This window comes from Longimicrobium sp. (assembly GCA_036377595.1).
Taxonomy (GTDB): Bacteria; Gemmatimonadota; Gemmatimonadetes; order Longimicrobiales; family Longimicrobiaceae; genus Longimicrobium.
Window position 1 is genome coordinate 49,533 of record DASUYB010000089.1, and the last position, 17,128, is coordinate 66,660.

At 70.1% G+C, this 17,128-nt stretch carries 16 protein-coding genes; 6 read left to right on the forward strand and 10 right to left on the reverse strand.

Going from position 1 to position 17,128, the window contains the following annotated elements:
- The first annotated feature begins 87 nt into the window (after positions 1-87).
- The 4 genes from VF092_12955 to VF092_12970 all read left to right on the forward strand — a co-directional run bounded on the left by VF092_12955 (position 88) and on the right by VF092_12970 (position 5,171).
- Positions 88-486, forward strand: a complete 399-nt coding sequence (locus VF092_12955; GenBank protein HEX6748197.1) for a hypothetical protein — start codon at positions 88-90, stop codon at positions 484-486.
- A 392-nt stretch (positions 487-878) separates the two neighbouring features.
- The gene (locus VF092_12960; protein HEX6748198.1) at positions 879-1,856 is read left to right on the forward strand and encodes a TIGR03885 family FMN-dependent LLM class oxidoreductase; all 978 of its coding nucleotides are present in this window, start codon (positions 879-881) and stop codon (positions 1,854-1,856) included.
- Between the two features lie 446 nt (positions 1,857-2,302).
- Complete coding sequence (locus VF092_12965) at positions 2,303-3,916, forward strand: alpha-amylase family glycosyl hydrolase (GenBank protein ID HEX6748199.1); 1,614 nt, start codon at positions 2,303-2,305, stop codon at positions 3,914-3,916.
- A 124-nt stretch (positions 3,917-4,040) separates the two neighbouring features.
- On the forward strand, positions 4,041-5,171 hold the full coding sequence (locus tag VF092_12970; GenBank protein ID HEX6748200.1) for a DUF4097 family beta strand repeat-containing protein: 1,131 nt from the start codon (positions 4,041-4,043) through the stop codon (positions 5,169-5,171).
- A 292-nt stretch (positions 5,172-5,463) separates the two neighbouring features.
- Here VF092_12970 and VF092_12975 read toward each other — a convergent pair whose 3' ends face one another.
- The 7 genes from VF092_12975 to lipA all read right to left on the reverse strand — a co-directional run bounded on the left by VF092_12975 (position 5,464) and on the right by lipA (position 11,472).
- Positions 5,464-6,870: a pyruvate dehydrogenase complex dihydrolipoamide acetyltransferase gene (locus VF092_12975; protein HEX6748201.1), complete on the reverse strand. Its 1,407-nt coding sequence runs from the start codon at positions 6,868-6,870 to the stop codon at positions 5,464-5,466.
- A 93-nt stretch (positions 6,871-6,963) separates the two neighbouring features.
- Positions 6,964-7,944: a pyruvate dehydrogenase complex E1 component subunit beta gene (locus tag VF092_12980; GenBank protein HEX6748202.1), complete on the reverse strand. Its 981-nt coding sequence runs from the start codon at positions 7,942-7,944 to the stop codon at positions 6,964-6,966.
- 2 nt (positions 7,945-7,946) lie between these two features.
- Entirely contained in the window at positions 7,947-8,366 is a 420-nt protein-coding gene (locus VF092_12985) for a four helix bundle protein (protein ID HEX6748203.1), read from the reverse strand.
- 59 nt (positions 8,367-8,425) lie between these two features.
- Positions 8,426-9,571, reverse strand: a complete 1,146-nt coding sequence (gene pdhA, locus VF092_12990) for a pyruvate dehydrogenase (acetyl-transferring) E1 component subunit alpha (protein ID HEX6748204.1) — start codon at positions 9,569-9,571, stop codon at positions 8,426-8,428.
- A gap of 68 nt (positions 9,572-9,639) precedes the next feature.
- Entirely contained in the window at positions 9,640-9,876 is a 237-nt protein-coding gene (locus VF092_12995) for a hypothetical protein (protein ID HEX6748205.1), read from the reverse strand.
- Positions 9,866-10,351 carry a hypothetical protein gene (locus VF092_13000; protein ID HEX6748206.1) on the reverse strand — a complete coding sequence of 162 codons (486 nt, stop codon included), beginning with the start codon at positions 10,349-10,351 and terminating at the stop codon, positions 9,866-9,868. The genes VF092_12995 and VF092_13000 overlap by 11 nt, the downstream gene beginning before the upstream one ends.
- Positions 10,348-11,472, reverse strand: coding sequence for a lipoyl synthase (gene lipA / locus VF092_13005; protein ID HEX6748207.1), 1,125 nt, complete (start codon positions 11,470-11,472; stop codon positions 10,348-10,350). Before lipA ends, VF092_13000 begins: the two co-directional genes overlap by 4 nt.
- A gap of 296 nt (positions 11,473-11,768) precedes the next feature.
- On the opposite strand from lipA, the gene VF092_13010 reads away from it, so the two are divergent.
- The gene (locus VF092_13010; GenBank protein ID HEX6748208.1) at positions 11,769-12,536 is read left to right on the forward strand and encodes a TonB-dependent receptor plug domain-containing protein; all 768 of its coding nucleotides are present in this window, start codon (positions 11,769-11,771) and stop codon (positions 12,534-12,536) included.
- 128 nt (positions 12,537-12,664) lie between these two features.
- On the opposite strand, the gene VF092_13015 is transcribed toward VF092_13010, so the two are convergent.
- The 3 genes from VF092_13015 to VF092_13025 all read right to left on the reverse strand — a co-directional run bounded on the left by VF092_13015 (position 12,665) and on the right by VF092_13025 (position 15,441).
- The gene (locus VF092_13015) at positions 12,665-12,895 is read right to left on the reverse strand and encodes a helix-turn-helix domain-containing protein (GenBank protein ID HEX6748209.1); all 231 of its coding nucleotides are present in this window, start codon (positions 12,893-12,895) and stop codon (positions 12,665-12,667) included.
- Positions 12,896-12,996: 101 nt separating this feature from the next.
- A complete protein-coding gene (locus VF092_13020; GenBank protein HEX6748210.1) occupies positions 12,997-13,260 on the reverse strand; it encodes a hypothetical protein in 264 nt (87 codons plus the stop codon).
- Between the two features lie 456 nt (positions 13,261-13,716).
- The gene (locus VF092_13025; GenBank protein ID HEX6748211.1) at positions 13,717-15,441 is read right to left on the reverse strand and encodes an acyl-CoA dehydrogenase family protein; all 1,725 of its coding nucleotides are present in this window, start codon (positions 15,439-15,441) and stop codon (positions 13,717-13,719) included.
- A 179-nt stretch (positions 15,442-15,620) separates the two neighbouring features.
- On the opposite strand from VF092_13025, the gene VF092_13030 reads away from it, so the two are divergent.
- Entirely contained in the window at positions 15,621-17,048 is a 1,428-nt protein-coding gene (locus VF092_13030; protein ID HEX6748212.1) for an ATP-binding protein, read from the forward strand.
- The last annotated feature ends 80 nt before the right edge of the window (positions 17,049-17,128 follow it).

The following is a 17,128-nucleotide window of genomic DNA, read 5'->3' on the forward strand; positions in this document are numbered from 1 at the left end:
CCTCTGCGCCCCGCGCCCTGGGTATCCGTCGAAGATCCCGCCGCACGGTCGGTTGCGCCGCATCTGCGGGCGGGCGAAGTTCGTGGGGTGACGATCGAATTCATCATCGCCCACCCGGTCGTGGGGCTGCTGGCGCTGATCGGCGCCGCCGCGATCATCTACCGTCTCGCGCGCGCAACGCTCCGGCTGGGGCTGTCGACGCTGGAGAGCGCGTCCGCGGGCGGGCTGGTGGAGATCAGCATCCGCCACGGCGACCTGACCGGGATGGCCGAGCGCCAGGAGCAGGCCCGCATCGCCCGCCGCGCCCGCCTCCGCGCGATCCTCTTCGCACTGCTCTGGCTGGCACTCCTCGTCGTCCCCGTCGTGGCCGGCATCTCGCGTCCCGTCTTCGCCGCGGCCGCCCTCCTCTGGCTCCTCCCCCGCAAGCCCATCCGCCTCGCCACCGCGAATCCGACGCGGACCCGGGTTCCGCGCGAGAGCGACTGATCCCGCCCGACCAACCTCTGTCGGGCGAATAAATTCGCTGCAACAACTACACGAAGTCCGCCTTCGCGGACTACTGGCCACGGTGTGGCCGCAATGCCGGTGCGCGCGACAAATTTCGGAGAGGTGCTCACCGAACTTCGTCGCGTGCACCGCTCTCTGGTCTGAGCCGAAGCTGGTAGTCCCCGCAGGGGGACTTCGTGTTGTTGTTGCCGCGAATTTATTCGCCCCCCCCAACCGATTTCCATCCAACCCCTCCCCGTAGCCCCGATGCCGGTACGCGTCGTGCACGCGGTCCGCGGCCCGGAAAACCGCGCATTGCGACCGAGCAGAGGAGCGAGGATGGGCGAGGAGCACGTGAAGACGTTCGGCGCCGGTAAGGCTACGTCCCGCTGATGGCGATGCGCGTCGGCTACCACTGCAGTCACGAGCAGTACCCGCCGGGCGAGCTGCTGCGGCTCGTCACCCGGGCGGAGCGTGCGGGGTTCGAGTGCGCCATGTGCTCGGACCACTACATGCCCTGGAGCGAGACGGAGGGGCAGAGCGGCTTCGCGTGGAGCTGGCTGGGTGCCGCGCTGCAGGCCACGAAGCTGCCGTTCGGCGTCGTCACCGTGCCGGGGGGATGGAGATACCACCCGGCGGTGCACGCCCAGGCGGCGGCCACGCTGGCGGAGATGTTCCCCGGGCGCTTCTGGATGGCGTGCGGGAGCGGCGAGCGGCTGAACGAGCACGTGGTGGGCGGCGAGTGGCCGCCGAAGGAGGAGCGCAACGCCCGCCTCCGCGAGGCGGTCGACATCATGCGCGCGCTCTGGGCGGGCGAGACGGTGACGCACCGCGGCCGCATCGCCGTGGACGAGGCGAAGCTCTACGTGCGCCCCGCCGAGCCGCCGAAGGTGATCGCCGCGGCGCTGAGCGCGGAGACGGCGGAGTGGGCGGGCGCGTGGGCCGACGGGCTGATCACCATCGTCGGCGAGCGGGACGGGATGCGGGAGATCGTCGACGCGTTCCGCCGCGGCGGCGGCGAGGGGAAGCCGCTGTACCTGCAGGCGCAGCTCTCCTTCGCGCGGACGGACGACGAGGCGCTGGAGGCGGCGTGGCGGCAGTGGCGCGCGGCGATGTTCCCCAGCCCGGTCCTCGCCGAGCTCAAGCTCCCCGCGCACTTCGACGCCGCCGGCCAGCACGTGCGCCGCGACGACGTGGCGGCGAAGATGCGCATCTCCGCCGACCCCGCGCGCCATCTCGAATGGCTGCTGGGCGACGCGGAGATGGGGTTCGAGGAGATCGATCTCCATTGCGTGAACCGCGCGGAGCAGGAGCGCTTCATCGACGTCTTCGGCGAGCGTGTGCTGCCGGAGCTGCGCAAGGTGGGGTGAGGTTTTCATCGCGATCCCAGCTGACATCGGGATTGGCGTGGGGAACGGCGGGGGCGCTTCGCGCGGGCCCTCATCCCCCCCGACCCCCCTTCTCCCGAACTGCAGGAGAAGGGGGGAGACCTCAGCACGGGGACAGGGTCCGGAGCGAGTTGGGATGTATCCGGTCCGCCGCGGTTGGCCCCCTCCCCCGCTGCGCAGGGGAGCCACTCAGCGCGGCGGCGATGGTGGCGCGGAAAGCGGGATTCGCCGCCACGATCGCATCGCACCGGATTATCGAGGTGCGCCGTGGGCTGCGGCGGCGCGCTCGAAGTTACCCCCTCCCGTTATCGGGAGGGGGTACGCGGCCCCAGCCGCGGGGGGAGGGTCCGCGGGGGGAGGGTCCGCGGGGGGAGGGTCTCACGGGGGCCGCGCAGAAGATCTGAGATCAATCACGGAGCCGGAGGCGGATGGACGGGACGTATCTGTGGTGGCAGCGCGGGGTGGTCTACCAGGTGTACCCGCGCTCGTTCATGGACTCGGACGGCGACGGGGTGGGCGACCTCCCCGGTATCACCTCCAGGCTCGACCACCTGCGCTGGCTGGGCGTGGACGCGGTGTGGATCAGCCCGATCTACCCCAGCCCCATGGCCGACTTCGGCTACGACGTGTCGGACTACTGCGGCATCCATCCGCTGTTCGGCACCATGGACGACTTCGACCGCCTCCTGCGCGAAGCCCACGCGCGCGGGCTGAAGGTGCTGCTCGACTTCGTCCCCAACCACTCGTCCGACCAGCACCCGTGGTTCCAGGAATCGCGCTCGTCGCGCGACAACCCGAAGCGCGACTGGTACATCTGGCGCGATCCGGCTCCGGATGGCGGGCCGCCCAACAACTGGCTGAGCAACTTCGGCGGCCCGGCTTGGACGTTCGACGAAGCGACCGGCCAGTATTACTACCACGCCTTCCTCCCCGAGCAGCCCGACCTCAACTGGCGCAACCCCGAGGTCGTGGACGCGATGCTCGACGTGCTACGCTTCTGGCTCGATCGCGGCGTCGACGGGTTCCGGGTGGACGTGATCTGGCACCTGATCAAGGACGACGAGTTCCGCGACAACCCCGCGAACCCCGGCTTCCGCGCAGGCGACAACCCGTTCCACCAGTTCGCGCCCGTCTACACCACCGACCGCCCCGAGGTGCACGACGTGATCGGCCGCATGCGCGCGCTGTTCGACGAGTACGACGAGCGCGTGCTGATCGGCGAGATCTACCTCCCCGTGGAGCGGCTGGTGACGTATTACGGCGCGGACCTGAAGGGGGCGCACCTCCCCTTCAACTTCCAGCTCATCCAGGCCCGCTGGGACGCGCGCGGCATCGCGGCGATGGTGGACGAGTACGACCGGGCCATTCCCGACGGCGGGTGGCCCAACTGGGTGCTGGGGAACCACGACCAGCACCGCATCGCCACGCGGGTTGGCGCGGAGCAGGCGCGGGTGGCCGCCGTGCTCCTGCTCACCCTGCGCGGCACGCCCACGCTGTACTACGGCGACGAGATCGGGATGCACGACGTTCCCATCCCCCCCGGCCGGGTGCAGGACCCGTTCGAGAAGAACGTCCCCGGCAAGGGCCTCGGCCGCGACCCCGAGCGCACGCCGATGCAGTGGAGCGCCGCGCCGAACGCCGGCTTCACCACCGGCGAGCCCTGGCTCCCCATCGCCGACGACTTCGCGGCGATCAACGTCGAGGCGGAGCGCGACGACCCGCGCTCGATGCTCTCGCTCTGCCGCCGGCTGATCGCGCTGCGGCGCGCGGAGCCGGCGCTGGCGGTCGGCGCCTACCGCTCCGTCCGCGCCGACGGCGACGTGCTGGCGTACGTCCGCAGTGCGGGAGATGCGCACTTCCTGGTGGTGATGAACCTGGGCGCCGCGCCCACTGCCCTCCGCCGCCGCGAGGGCGACCCCGGCGGCACGGTGGCGCTGGGGACGGAGCTGGAGCGCGAAGGAAAGCGGGTCGAGGGAGATGTCGATCTGGCTGCAAACGAAGCGGTCGTGATCCGGCTGGACGCGGCGCCGCCGTCGCGATGAAGATGGTCGCGGCGGACGGATGGGGATGACGATCGAGGCGGCGAAACCGGTCGATTCAAACCGCCGCAGGCCGTGGCGCATCCAACCCCCTGCGAACACCCTCCATTCACCCGCGGACCCTCCAATGACCAGACTCTCTCTCCGCGCCGCGCTGCTCGCCTGCACGCTGGGCGGGATCGTCACCGCGCCCGCCGCGGCACAGGAAAGCACCATCGACCGCACCTTCCCGGCGCGCCCCGGCGGCACGCTGAACCTGGACCTGCGCCCCGGCGGCTCCGTGCGCGTGGAGGCGTGGGACCGCGACGAGGTGCACGTGCAGGGCACGCTGGGCGGCCGCGACTGGCGCGAGCAGGTGGTCACCGCGCGGCCCACGGGCGACGGCGTGGAGCTCCGCGTCAGCTTCGAGGGCGAGCGGGAGAGCTACAGCACCGACAACCGCTTCGAGGTGCACGTGCCGCGGCGCTACTCGGTGCGGATGAGTTCCGGCGGCGGCGACCTGTCGGTGCGCGGGCTGGAGGGCGAGTTCTCCGGCAGCACCGGCGGCGGCGCCATCCGGCTGGAGAACGTCTCGGGCGAGGCGCACCTGAGCACCGGCGGCGGTGGCATCAACGTCACCGACTCGCGGCTCGACGGCAACGTGTCCACGGGCGGCGGCAACGTCGTCTTCCGCAACGTCACCGGCAGCGTGAATGGGCGCACCGGCGGCGGATCGGTGACCCACGAGGATTCGCCGCGCTCCGGCACGGTCCGGCGCGCGTCGGCCTCGGGCGGCCGCGGGCGCACCATCGAGACGGGCGGTGGCGACGTGAACATCCCCTCGGCCGACGGCGACGTGCGCGCCTCCACCGGCGGCGGCGACATCACCATCGGCACGGTGGACGGCGGCGTCCGCGCCAGCACGGGCGGCGGCGACGTGCGCATCGCCTCCGCCGCGGGCGACCTGGAGCTGCGGACGGGCGGCGGGTCGGTCGTGGCCACCCTCGTGCGCGGTGCCGACGTCGACATCACCTCCGGCGGCGGCGAGGTGACGCTGTACCTGCCGCGGGGCATCGGCGCCGAGTTCGAGATCGAGACGTCGACGCAGCGCAACCGCCGCCACGTGGTCATCGACGGCGATTTCCCGCTGCGGGTGACGGAAGACGACGACTGGGACGACGACCACCGCCGCGTGCGCGCCACCGGCCGCACCGGCGACGGCAGCCATCGCATCGTCATCCGCACCGCCGGCGCCGACGTCCACATCCGCAGCCGGTGATGCGATCGCGGCGATACACCGCCAGACGTCATCCCGAGGCCGGCCAGACCGTGACCGCGTCCGCGCCGTAGGTTGCAGGCCGAGGGATCTATAGCCTGCATCCGAGCACCAGCCAGGCTGTCGCTCGGATGCAGGCGATAGATCCTTCGGTCGGCGCCAAGCTCCGGCGCGGACGCAATGCCGGTGCGGCGCCTCCCTCAGGATGACGTCATCGTGGGGGATTCCTCATCAAACAATACGGAAGGGCCCCGGCCAGTCAGCCGGGGCCCTTCGCATCCGCGCGCGATCGCCGTCAGGCGACCATCATCATCGGCTCCTCGAGGTAGCTCTTCAGCGTCTCCAGGAACTTGGCGCCAGTCGCGCCGTCGATCACGCGGTGGTCGCAGGACAGGGTCACGCGCATGCGCTGGCGCACGGCCATGTCGCCGTTCTCATCCACCACCACCTTCGGCGAGATGGCGCCGACGGCCAGGATGGCGGCCTCGGGCGGGTTGATCACCGCGGTGAACTCCTCGATCCCGAACATCCCCAGGTTGCTGATGGAGAAGGTGGAGCCCGTGTACTCCTCGGGCTTCAGCTTCTTCTCCCGCGCGCGCCCGGCCAGCTCGCGCACCTCCGTGGCGATCTCGGTGACGCCCTTCCGATCCGCGTCGCGCACCACGGGGGTGATGAGGCCCTCGTCCACCGCCACCGCCACGCCCACGTGCACGGCGTCGTGGAAGCGGATGGCGTCGCCCGTCCACGCGGCATTGACCCATGGATGCTTCCGCAGCGCGGCGGCCACCGCCTTGATGATCAGGTCGTTGGGGCTGACCTTCACCCCCTCGTCCTTGAAGCGGTCGTTGATCTTCGCGCGCAGCCGCATCGCCTCGCCCATGTCGATCTCGACGGTGAGGAAGAAGTGCGGCACCGGGCCGATGGACTGCGTGAGCCGCTTCGCGATGGTCTTGCGCATCGGCGAGAGCGGGAGGTCGCGGTCGCCCGCACCCGGGGCGCCCGCCTGCACCGGCGCGGGCGCCGGGGCCGCCTCGGGCCGCGCCTCGGCGGGCGCCGGAGCCTCGGCCTGCGCGCCGCCCTGCATCGCGGCTTCGACGTCACGCTTGATGATGCGGCCGCCGGGGCCGGAGCCCTGCACGCTGCCGATCTGCATCCCCGCCTCCGACGCAATCCTGCGCGCCAGCGGCGACGCCTTCACCCGCCCGTTCCCCGCCGCGTCGCCCCCCGCGGCCGCGCCGGCCTCCGCGGCGCCCGACGCGGGAGCGGCCGTCGGTGCCGCGCCCTTCGGCGTGCTCTCGGAGTCCTCCTCCGTCTGCCCCGCGGCAGCCACCGCAGCCGCGCCGCGGCCGACGTCGGACGACCCCTCCGCCATAGCCGCCGTCTCCTGCTTCGGCGCCTCGGCGGTGGACGCGGCCTGGCTCGCCTGCGCCTCGCCGCCGCCGGTGAGGGCGGAGACGTCCTCGTCCGCGCCCGCGATCACGGCGATGACGGTGCCGACGTTGGCGGTGTCGCCCTCGTTCAGCATGCGCTTACGCAGCACGCCCGAGCCGCGGGCCACCAGCTCCATCGTGGCCTTGTCGGTCTCGACCTCGGCCAGGACGTCGCCCTCCTTGACGTGGTCGCCCTCGTTCTTCAGCCAGGTGGCCAGGCGCCCTTCCTCCATCGTGGGCGAGAGCGCCTCCATGTAGACCTTGGTCGCCATCTTCTTTTTCAGTAGAAAGTGCCCAGTGCCAAGTGCCCAGTGCCCAGTGCGCGCAGGTCAGTTCCTGGGCACTGGGCACTGGGTACTGGGCACTTATCGGTACAGCACCCGGTTCACCTTCTCCACCACCAGCTCGGCGCTGGGCTTCACCGCCTTCTCCAGCGCCTTGGCGTAGGGCATCGGCACGTCGGCCTGGGTCACGCGCAGCACCGGCGCGTCGAGCAGGTCGAACGCCTCCTCCTGGATCAGCGCCGCCACCGTCGCGGTGATCCCGCCGTGGGGCCACCCCTCCTCCAGCAGCACCGCGCGGTTCGTCTTCCCCACGGAGTTGAGGATCGCCTCGGTATCGAGCGGGCGGATGGAGCGGAGATCGACGACCTCGGCGTTCACCCCGTCCTTCTCCAGCATCCCCGCGGCCTGCAGCGCCACGTGGATCATCTTCCCGTGGGTGATGATGGAGACGTCGCTCCCCTCGCGCTTCACCTCGGCGACCCCGAGCGGGATGACGTAGTCGTCGTCCTCGGGGACCTCGCCCTTGAGGTTGTAGAGCATCTCGCCCTCGAACACGCAGACGGGGTCGTCGTCGCGGATGGCGGCCTTGAGCAGCCCCTTGGCGTCCGCCGGCGTGCCGGGGACCACCACCTTCACGCCGGGATAGTGGGCGACCTGGCTCTCCAGCGCTTGGGAGTGCTGCGCGGCGAGCTGGAGGGCGGCGCCGGTGGGGCCGCGGAAGGTGACCGGCATGCTGAACTGGCCGCCGCTCATCGACCTCATCTTGGCCGCGGAGTTGAAGATCTGGTCGAACGCCAGGATGGCGAAGTTCCAGGTCATGAACTCGATCACCGGCCGCACCCCCGTCATCGCCGCGCCCACACCCAGCCCCGCGAACCCGAGCTCGGTGATGGGCGTGTCGACCACGCGCATCTCGCCGTACTTGTCCAGCAGCCCCTTCGACACCTTGTAGGCGCCGTTGTACACGCCCACTTCCTCGCCCATCAGGAAGACGTCGGGGTCGCGCGCCATCTCTTCGTCGAGCGCCTGGTTCAGCGCCTCGCGATACGTGATCACCGCCATCGTCAGCGATTCCTCTCCGTTAAAGTGCCCAGTGCCAAGTGCCCAGTGCCCAGTAACTGCTTATCTCTCTCCAGCGATTTACGCAGAGAGACGAGCATGCGGGTGATTTCCGAGCACTTCTCCAGCAAGGCACCGAAATCCTTTTCTCCGACGTACTCCAGGTCGCGCGCCAGATACAACTGACTCCGGACCTCGCCGGCAGATCCGCGCGCGAAGGTGATGAAGCGCGCGAACTCCGGCTTGCTGTTCCGCTCGAACCCTTCCGCGATGTTCGACATCACCGACACGGATGCGCGCTGGATCTGGTCTCTCAACCCAAAATCCCTCGCGAACCTGCCGCTGCCGGTTACCCGATAGATGTCCACGCACAGTTGCTTCGCCTTCTGCCATGCTTTCAGGTCCTCGAACCTCGAAACCGGCAAGCGAGCCTCCCGGGTTTGGGGTTACTGGGCACTGGGCACTTGGCACTGGGCACTTCAGTTCAGCGATTCCTCATGTCGAAATAGAGCCTGCCGTTGACGTCCTCTTCGGCGTAGATGTCGGTGTAGACCTGGTCCACGCCCGGCTCGGGCGACTTGTCGGCGAACTCGGCGGCCTCCTCGGAGACGCGCTTGGCCTCGGCGTCCATCTCCTCGAGCTCCTTCTGGCTCAGGATCTCGTTGCGAGCCAGCAGCTCGCCGAAGATGGTGATGGGGTCGTTCGCCTTCTCCTTCTCCACGTCCTCCTTGGTCCGGTAGACGCCGGAGACGGGGTCGGACATCGAATGGCCCACGTAGCGGTAGGTGCGCGCCTCGATCAGCGTGGGCCCCTCGCCCGCCCGCGCGCGGTCCGAGGCTTCCTTAGCCACGCGGTACATGTCGAGCACGTCCATGCCGTCGGCGACGGCGCTCGGCATGGCGTAGGCGCTGGCCTTCTGCCAGATATCGTAGAGCGACGCGGCGCGCTCCCACGCCGTGCCCATCCCGAAGCGGTTGTTCTCCACGATCAGCACGAGCGGGAGCTTCCAGAGCGCGGCCATGTTCAGCGACTCGTGGAAGGCGCCCTGGTTCACCGCCGCCTCGCCGCAGTAGACCTGCATCACCCGGTCTTCCTGCTTGTACTTGATCTTCCACGCCACGCCGAGGGCCAGCGGGATCTGCGCGCCCACGATGCCGTGGCCGCCCAGGTACCCCGTGTCGGCGCGGAACATGTGCATGGAGCCGCCCTTCCCCTTGCTGCACCCGTCGGCGCGGCCGTACAGCTCGGCCATCACCGCGCCGGGGTCCACGCCCTTCTGCAGCGCGTGCACGTGCTCGCGGTAGGCGGTCATCACGTAGTCGTCGTCGCGCAGCGCGTGGATGGCGCCGATGGCCACCGCCTCCTGGCCGATGTACAGGTGGCAGAAGCCGCCGATCTTCCCCAGCGCGTAGCTCTCGGCCGCCTTCTCCTCGAAGCGGCGGGCCAGGAGCATGTCGTACATCATCTGCCGCAGCGTATCGCGCTCCAGCCCCTGCAGCCGCTCCTCGTCGCTCTTCGGCTGCTGCTGCTCGGGCTGCGCGGCGGGCGCTCCGTCCTGGCGGAGCCCGGCATCGTCGTGGGAGGGCTCGGCCGCGCGGGCGACCGGCTGGCGGGTCTTGGTCTCAGGCATCGTATCCATCTCGAACCAGTGATTTTCCCGGGTTCGTGTCGGTGATCTCGGATCGGTTAATCGCGCGTCTAAGCCGCGCGCGTAGGTGCTGCTGTGCCTTCTCCCGCGCGCGCTGCCCGCGCCCGCTCGGCGGCCACGCGCGGGTCAACGGCAGGCGGAAGCCCCAGCTCCCGCGCACCGTCTTCGCCCTCTCGGTTGATGAACTCGACGCGTTGCTCCGGCGTCATGTATGCCATCTTGCGGGACAGATCATCACGCAGCTCGCGCATCAGGCGCACAGCGTCGAACGGCTTCTCAGTCGTCATCGTCCACCACCTCCTGCGGAGTGCGGATCTCCAGTGGCCGCAGTCCCGATCCGAGGTTCACGGCGTTGAAGCCCTTGATCCGCAGCAAGTTGACCACATGCTTGAAGTTCCAGCTCACCAGCACGTCCACTTCGGCCAGCGTCGCCGCCGCGATGTGCTGCGCGTCGGCGGTCATTCGCTTGGGGATTACGCCGGCCGCGAGATAGAGCGCTGCAAGGCGCTCGCCCTCACTCGTCAGCTGCAACCGCTCGATGTGATCGTCCGGCACCCGGTTGAGCACTTCCTGCACTGCGGTGGGTGCATTCCGCAGTTCTCCGACAGTGACGCTGGACAACACGAGCACGTGCTCGCCCGACTCGAACTTGCTGAACAGATTCCGCGACGCGGCCTCGAACTCCGGATCGAGACAGCCGCCGATCACCGAAGTGTCGACGTAGATCCGCAGCCTGCCCGAGCCCGCCGGCGTCCCGCTCACAGGCTCCCGAGCTGCACCAGGCGCGGGGCGGGCGGGGTGACGAGCGAGGCGCGGAGGGCGGCCTCGGCCTCGTCGATGCGCACGTCGCCGTCCACGTCGGCCTCGACGATCTCGGTGATGCGGCCGGGGCCGTCGGGGTCGATCGTGCGCGCCTGCTCGCGCGCGTGGTAGCTGGAGCGCACCAGCGGCCCGCTCTCCACGTGCCCGAAGCCCAGCTCGCGCTCGCCCGTCTCCTTCCACGCGCGGAACTCGTCGGGCGTGACCCAGCGGTCCAGCGGCACGTGGTGCTCGCTGGGGCGCAGGTACTGCCCTAGCGTGAGGATGTCGACACTCGCCTCGCGCAGGTCCTGCATCGACTGGCGGATCTCGTCTTCCGTCTCGCCCATCCCCAGGATGATGGCGCTCTTGGTCAGCTGCCGCGGGTTCATCCGCTTGACCGCGCCCAGCAGCGAGATCGACCGCCAGTACCGTCCGCCGGGACGCACCCAGCGCGAGAGGCGCTCGACGGTGTCGATGTTGTGCGCCAGGATCTCGGGCCCGGCCTCGACCACAGTGCGCAGCGCCGCCTCGTTCCCCTTGAAGTCGGGGATCAGCACCTCCACGGTGCACCCGGGGACGCGCTCGTGGATCTGGCGGATGGTCTCGGCGTAGATGGCCGCGCCGCCGTCGGACAGCTCGTCGCGGTTCACCGAGGTGATCACCGCGTGCTCCAGCCCCATCGCCGCCACCGAGTCGGCCACGCGCCGCGGCTCGTCCCGGTCCAGCTCGGTGGGCATCCCGTGGGCGACCGCGCAGTACTTGCACGCGCGGGTGCACACGTCGCCCAGGATCATGAAGGTGGCGGTGCCGCTCTCCCAGCACTCGCCGATGTTGGGGCAGTGCGCCTCCTCGCAGACGGTGTGCAGCCCCTGCGAGCGCATCAGCCCCTTCAGCCGCAGGTAGTTGGCCCCGCCGGGCGCGCGCACCTTCAGCCACTCGGGCTTGCGCGCGCGGTGGTGCACCGGCTCGCGCCCCTCGGCGCGCGGCAGGTTCACCGTTCCCTTGCTCTTGACGATCCCGTTGTCCTTGCCCCGCGGCGCGTAGCCGCCGGGCGCAGGCACGTCGGGCGCCTGGGTGCTCATATCTCCCTCTCCCGGGCGGCGCCGCCCCTCGGGCCGCCCACGGATCGAACGCCTGTAAAGCCGGCGCGGACACGGCACGGGTCCGGAGCCGAGCCCCGGACCGCATGGACCGTTCCGCGCCTGTGGCTCGGAAAAACGATGAAAGTTACTGTCCGTGCAGGGCGCGAGCAACCGCGCCCCCCGTCTCCACCCCGCGGCGGCGTTCGCGACATTCTGCGGTCGCGCCGCCGTCCGCGCCGCGCGATATTCGCTGGGAGCCTCCCGGTCCGCGCCGGTGTCCCCCGACCCTTTGCGCCATGAGAACCGCGTCCCGCCCGTTCCTTCTCCTCCTCGCCGCCCTCCTCTGGTACCCCGCGCGTTCCGCGGCGGCGCAGGGGAGCGCCGTCGTCTTCACCGTTTTCGCGGCGGAGACGCAGGCGCCGCTGCCGGGCGCGCAGGTGTCGGTGGACGGGCGGGGGCGCGGCGTGGCAGACGCGCAGGGCGTCGTCCGCGTCGAAGGCCTCTCCCCCGGCCGCCACGGGGCCAGCGTGACGCTGATGGGCCGGATTCCGCGCGGCGTGCGGATCGACCTCACAGCGGGCGAGGAGCGCGAGGTGATGGTGGTGATGGAGGCGCTCTCCGTGACGCTCGCGCCGCTGACCGCCGCCGCGCGCGCCCGCTCGCGCGACTGGCGCATCGAGGACTTCTACCGGCGCGCACAGAACTCCAGCACGGGCCGCTTCATCACCCGCGCGAAGATCGAGGAGCAGAACGCAATCCGCTTCACCGACCTGTTCTACGGGGTGCCGGGCGTGCGCGTGCAGCCGGGGCCCGACGGCAACACCGTCCGCTCCACGCGCGCGCTGTCGATGAGCCAGGGCGGCGACTGCCCGCCGCGCTTCTTCGTGGACGGCTTCCCCTACACGCTGAGCGGGCCGGTGGACGTGGAGTTCGGGGTGACGGAGATCGAGGGGGTGGAGATGTACTTCGGCAACGTCCCCGCGCAGTGGGGTGGATCGAGCGCGATGTGCGGGGTGATCCTGGTATGGACGCGCACCTCCGCGGCGCCGGCGACGCGAAGCTGACCGCCCTCCCGTGACGGATCCCGATAAACAGAAAGGCTCGCGCAGAGTCAGCAGGGTTAGCAGAGGGAACTGCGGTTCTCTGCTGACTCTGCTAACTCTGCGTAAGACCTTCTTTTAGCGGTGGAGACTTACGCGCCGTTGGCCGCCCGCGGCTCGCGGCGGAGGATGCGGGCCAGCGTGGGGCGGGAGATGCCGAGGAGCCGGGCCGCCGCGCTGCGGTTGCCGCCGGTGAGCTGCAGGGTCACCGCGGCGGCCTCGCGCTCGATCTCCTCCAGGCTCTTCCCCTCGTGCGGGATGCGGATCTCCGCCGCCGCGGGAAGGTTGGGCGACGCGCCCGAGCGCGCGGTGCGGTACTGCACCACCAGGTTCCCGGCCAGGATCGCCGGCCCCTCGGCCGAAAGCGCGAAGGGCCGCGGCTCGGGGTGAGCCGCGGCCCTTCGTTACTCCTGGAGGCGCCGCGTCAGAAGCCGCAGTGCTTGTAGTCGAGCGTGCAGCTCACCCACTCGGTCTCTTCGCCGCAGGTGTCGCCGGCGCTGTAGTAGCCACCGCCGCCACCGCAACCGGCGTAGCACGAGTAGAACGCCGAGCACCCGTCGCCGAGGTCCGAGGCGCCCGCCTCGGTGCCGGACTCGTGCGCGTTCACCGTACCGGTCGCGCGGTCGGTGGTGCGGGTGGTGAACGATTCCACGCTCAGGTCGTCGAGGTTCAGGCTCAGCTTCTTCATGGTCCGGATATCCTTCTCGGTTTCCCGTTGGGCCGATCCGGGCGCCACGCGCCCGTCGATCGATGCGGCAGCGTGCCGCTCCACGCCGCGCCGTGACGGAGGCGGGCATTGCGCCGGTGAGCCCGGCGACGACCCCCGATAAGTCAGGATGTGTGCCGGGCCGGACCCCGCGACATTCTGCGTGTGAGGCGCTCTCCGTGCGGCGGATCCGGGGTGCCGGGTTCCCGGTGGTGCAAGGCGTTTTTGCGGAACGAGATGGGGATTCAAGCAAACGCGCACGGAAACACTTATTTGTCCAATCCGGGAAACATCTGTCAGAAAATTAGATCCTTACGAGTCCTGAGGAGAAGATGGTACAACGTGGGACGTCCGATCCACAGCCGGTGCGCCATTCCGGCATCTCCTACCCATGACGCGCGTGGCGGTGTGTGGGGAGTCGCGTCGCATTCGGGGGAATCACCTCGCCTCCCCGGATGGCTCCGGCTCCGCGGCAGGAACGTCCTGCGGCTCGGGCACGCGCGCGTCCAGCAGTAGCCGCGAATCGTCCGCGTCCACCGCGGCGATGAGATCGAGCCCGTTCGCGGCCAGGCGGCGCGCGGCGGCGGCGGGGCGCAGATCGCCGCGATCGAGCGACCACTGAGCGTGATGCGCGAGCAGAGCCGTCTCCACCGCACGCCCCAGCGTCATCGCGAAGCGTCGCGCACCCGCCTGCACCGCCGGCTCGCCCGCGCGGGTGGCGGCGCGCAGCCACTCCGCCGCGCGCTCGAGGGACCGCAGCGCCGCGCGCGTCGGCGCGCCGAGCGAGGGGTCGCGCACCTCCGACGCGCACCGCGCCACCTCGGCGACGAGCGGGTCCAGACCGCCCGCGTCCTGCAGCGCGCGCAGGGTGTCGAGGGAGAGCACGTTCGTCGTCCCCTCCCAGATCGTCAGCACCTGGCTGTCGCGCAGCAGCGTGGGCAGGCCGGTGTCCTCCACGTATCCCGCGCCGCCGAACGACTCCACGATCTCACTGGCGACGGCCACCGACTGCCGCGCCGTGGTCAGCTTGGCGATGGGGGTGAGGATGCGGAGAAGCGCGCGGCCGGCGTCGTCCAGCTCGCCGGCCTCGGCGCGGCCGAGGAGCTCGACCACGCGGAAGGTCAGGTGCAGCGCGCCCTCGAGCTCCGCCTGCGCGCCGGCGAGGGTGTCCACGTGCAGCGGCAGCCCGGCCAGCGGCGCGCCGAACGCCCGCCGCAGCGGCGCGTACGCCCGCGCGAGGGCCACGCCGCGGCGCATCAGGGCGGCGGCGCTCACCGCGTTCCAGGTGCGCGTCACGTTCAGCATCGGCGCGATGCTGCGCACGCCGCCGTCCAGCCCGCGCACGGGAACGGCGACCGCGCCGTCCAGTGTCAGCTCGGCGGTGGGCAGCTTGCGCGTCCCCAGCTTGTCCTTCAGCCGGTCGATGCGGATCCCGTTCAGCCGCCCATCCTCCCCGCGCGTCTCCAGGTAGAAGAGCGCCAGCCCGCGGCCGCCGGGCGGATTCCCCTCCGGCCGCGCGAGCGTCAGCGCCATCTGCGACGTGGCGGCGGAGGTGAACCACTTCCGCCCGTAGAGGCGCCATCCGCCGTCATCTCCCCGCCGCGCCACCGTCTCCGTGTTGCCGACGTCGGAGCCGCCGGGCGTCTCCGTCATCCACTGCCCGCTGGTCCAGAACGTCTCCGGGTCGCGCGAGGTCAGGCGCGGAACCGCGCGGCGCACCAGCTCGTCGTTCTCCGCGGCGATCAGCGCGCGGGCGGCGCCGTCCGTCATCGCCAGCGGGCAGGAGTAGATGTCGGTGGACGGGGTGAAGAGGTACGCCAGCGCGAACTGGTGCACGCGCGAGAAGCGGCCGTGCGCGCGCTCGTACGCCACGGCGACGACGCCGTGCTCCGCCGCGATGCGCTCCGCCGTGCGCCAGAGCGGCGTCAGCTCGATGCGGTCGACGCGGTTCCCCCACGCGTCCCACTGCACCAGCCGCGGCTCGTTCGGCAAGTCGGCCAGCTGCGCGGGATACAGCTCCGCCGACAGCCGCCCCATCTCCCGCAGCGACGGCTCGACCTCGGCCAGGACGTCGCCCGGCAGCACGCGCGCGAGCAGCGACCGCAGCGCGAGGTCTTCGTCCCACTGGTTGCCGAGCGTCGGCGGCGTCTGCGTGAAAGACATGGGGAGATGGAGATGGGGGATCGACTCAGCGCCTGCAGCACATTCGGTGATGAACGACACTCACGCCAGCGACCATTAAGTAATTTAAATTACGGTAATCTGAATTACTCAGATTGACTTTCTCCATTTATAGCGTAATTTGAATTACCGTAAATGAAATTACTCTGGAGCGAGTGGCGATGGAAACGGTATTCGTTGGCCGGGAACGAGAGCTCGCCGCGCTCGGCGCCGAGTTCGACAGCGCGAAGCCTTCGCTGGTAGTGATCTTCGGCCGCCGGCGCGTGGGCAAGTCGACGCTGCTCCAGAAGGCGCTGGAGGGGCGCAGGCACGTGTACTTCCAGGCCACGCGCGTGACCGATGCGGACTCGCAGGCGCTGCTGAGGAACGCGATCGCACAGGCGCTCGGGCCCGATCCGCTGCTGGCCGCGGTCTCCGGCTGGGAGGGCATCTTCGCGTACCTCGTCTCGCGCGTGGGATCCGACGCGGAGGGCGGCCTGGTGGTGGCGCTCGACGAGTTCCCCTACCTGTGCGAGGACAACAAGGCGCTCCCCTCCATCCTCCAGAAGGTCTGGGACGAGGTACGGCGGAGCGGCGTGCCGCTGAAGCTGGTGCTGTGCGGATCGGCGGTGGCGTTCATGGAAGACCTGCTCGCGGAGCGCAACCCGCTGCACGGCCGGCAGTCCCGCGACCTGGAGGTGGGGCCGCTCCCCTACCGCGAGGCCGCGAAGATGCTGCCGGGCTGGGGTGCGGAGGAAGCGTTGCGCGGGTTCGGCGTGTTCGGCGGGATGCCGTACTACCTGTCGCTCTGCGACCCCGCGGAGGACCTCGCGGCGAACGTCCACCGGCTGGTGCTGGACGACGGCGCCCCGCTGCGCGACGAGCCGATGCACCTGCTGCAGGCCGAGCTGCAGTCGCCGGCGCGCTACGCCAGCATCCTGCGCGCCGTGGCCGACGGCCTGACCGAGCGCGGAGACATCGTCAACCGGGTGATGCACAAGGGCGAGCAGAGCTCCAGCATCACCCCCTACATCGACCGGCTGGAGCGGATGCGGCTGCTGCGGCGGATGTGGTCGATGGACGTGCAGGCGCCGGAGAAGAGCCGCAACACCCGGTATTTCCTGGACGACCCCTTTCTCAGCTTCCACTTCCGCTTCGTGCTGCCGAACCTGTCGGCGCTGCAGTCGGGACACGCGGACGCGGTGTGGAAGCTCAGGATCGAGCCGTACATGGACGACTACATGGGGCTGCGGTTCGAGGAGATCTGCAGGACGTGGGTGGCGCTGTACGGCCAGGAGAAGCTCGGCGTTCCCGCTGGCCCGGTGGGCAAGATCTGGTCGTCCGACTACGACGTGGACGTGGCCGGCGAGCTGCTGGACGGGCGCCGCGTGGCCGGCGAATGCAAGTGGTGGAAGAAGCCCGCGGGCATCAACGTTCTCGCGGACCTCCGGAGCGAGGCGGCGAAGAACCGTTACTACGCCGGGTCAGATCCTGTGCACCTCGTCTTCGCGCGCAATGGGTTCACCCCTGAGCTCGCGGCCATCGTTCAGCGCGAGTCGGACGTCCTGCTGCTGGGTCTCGCAGACCTGCTGGAGAGCAGAACAACGTAATTCTAATTACCGTAATTCAAATTACCTTACCTGATGGATCTTCCCCCTTCTCTCTGCTCTTCAGGGAGAAGGGGACTTTT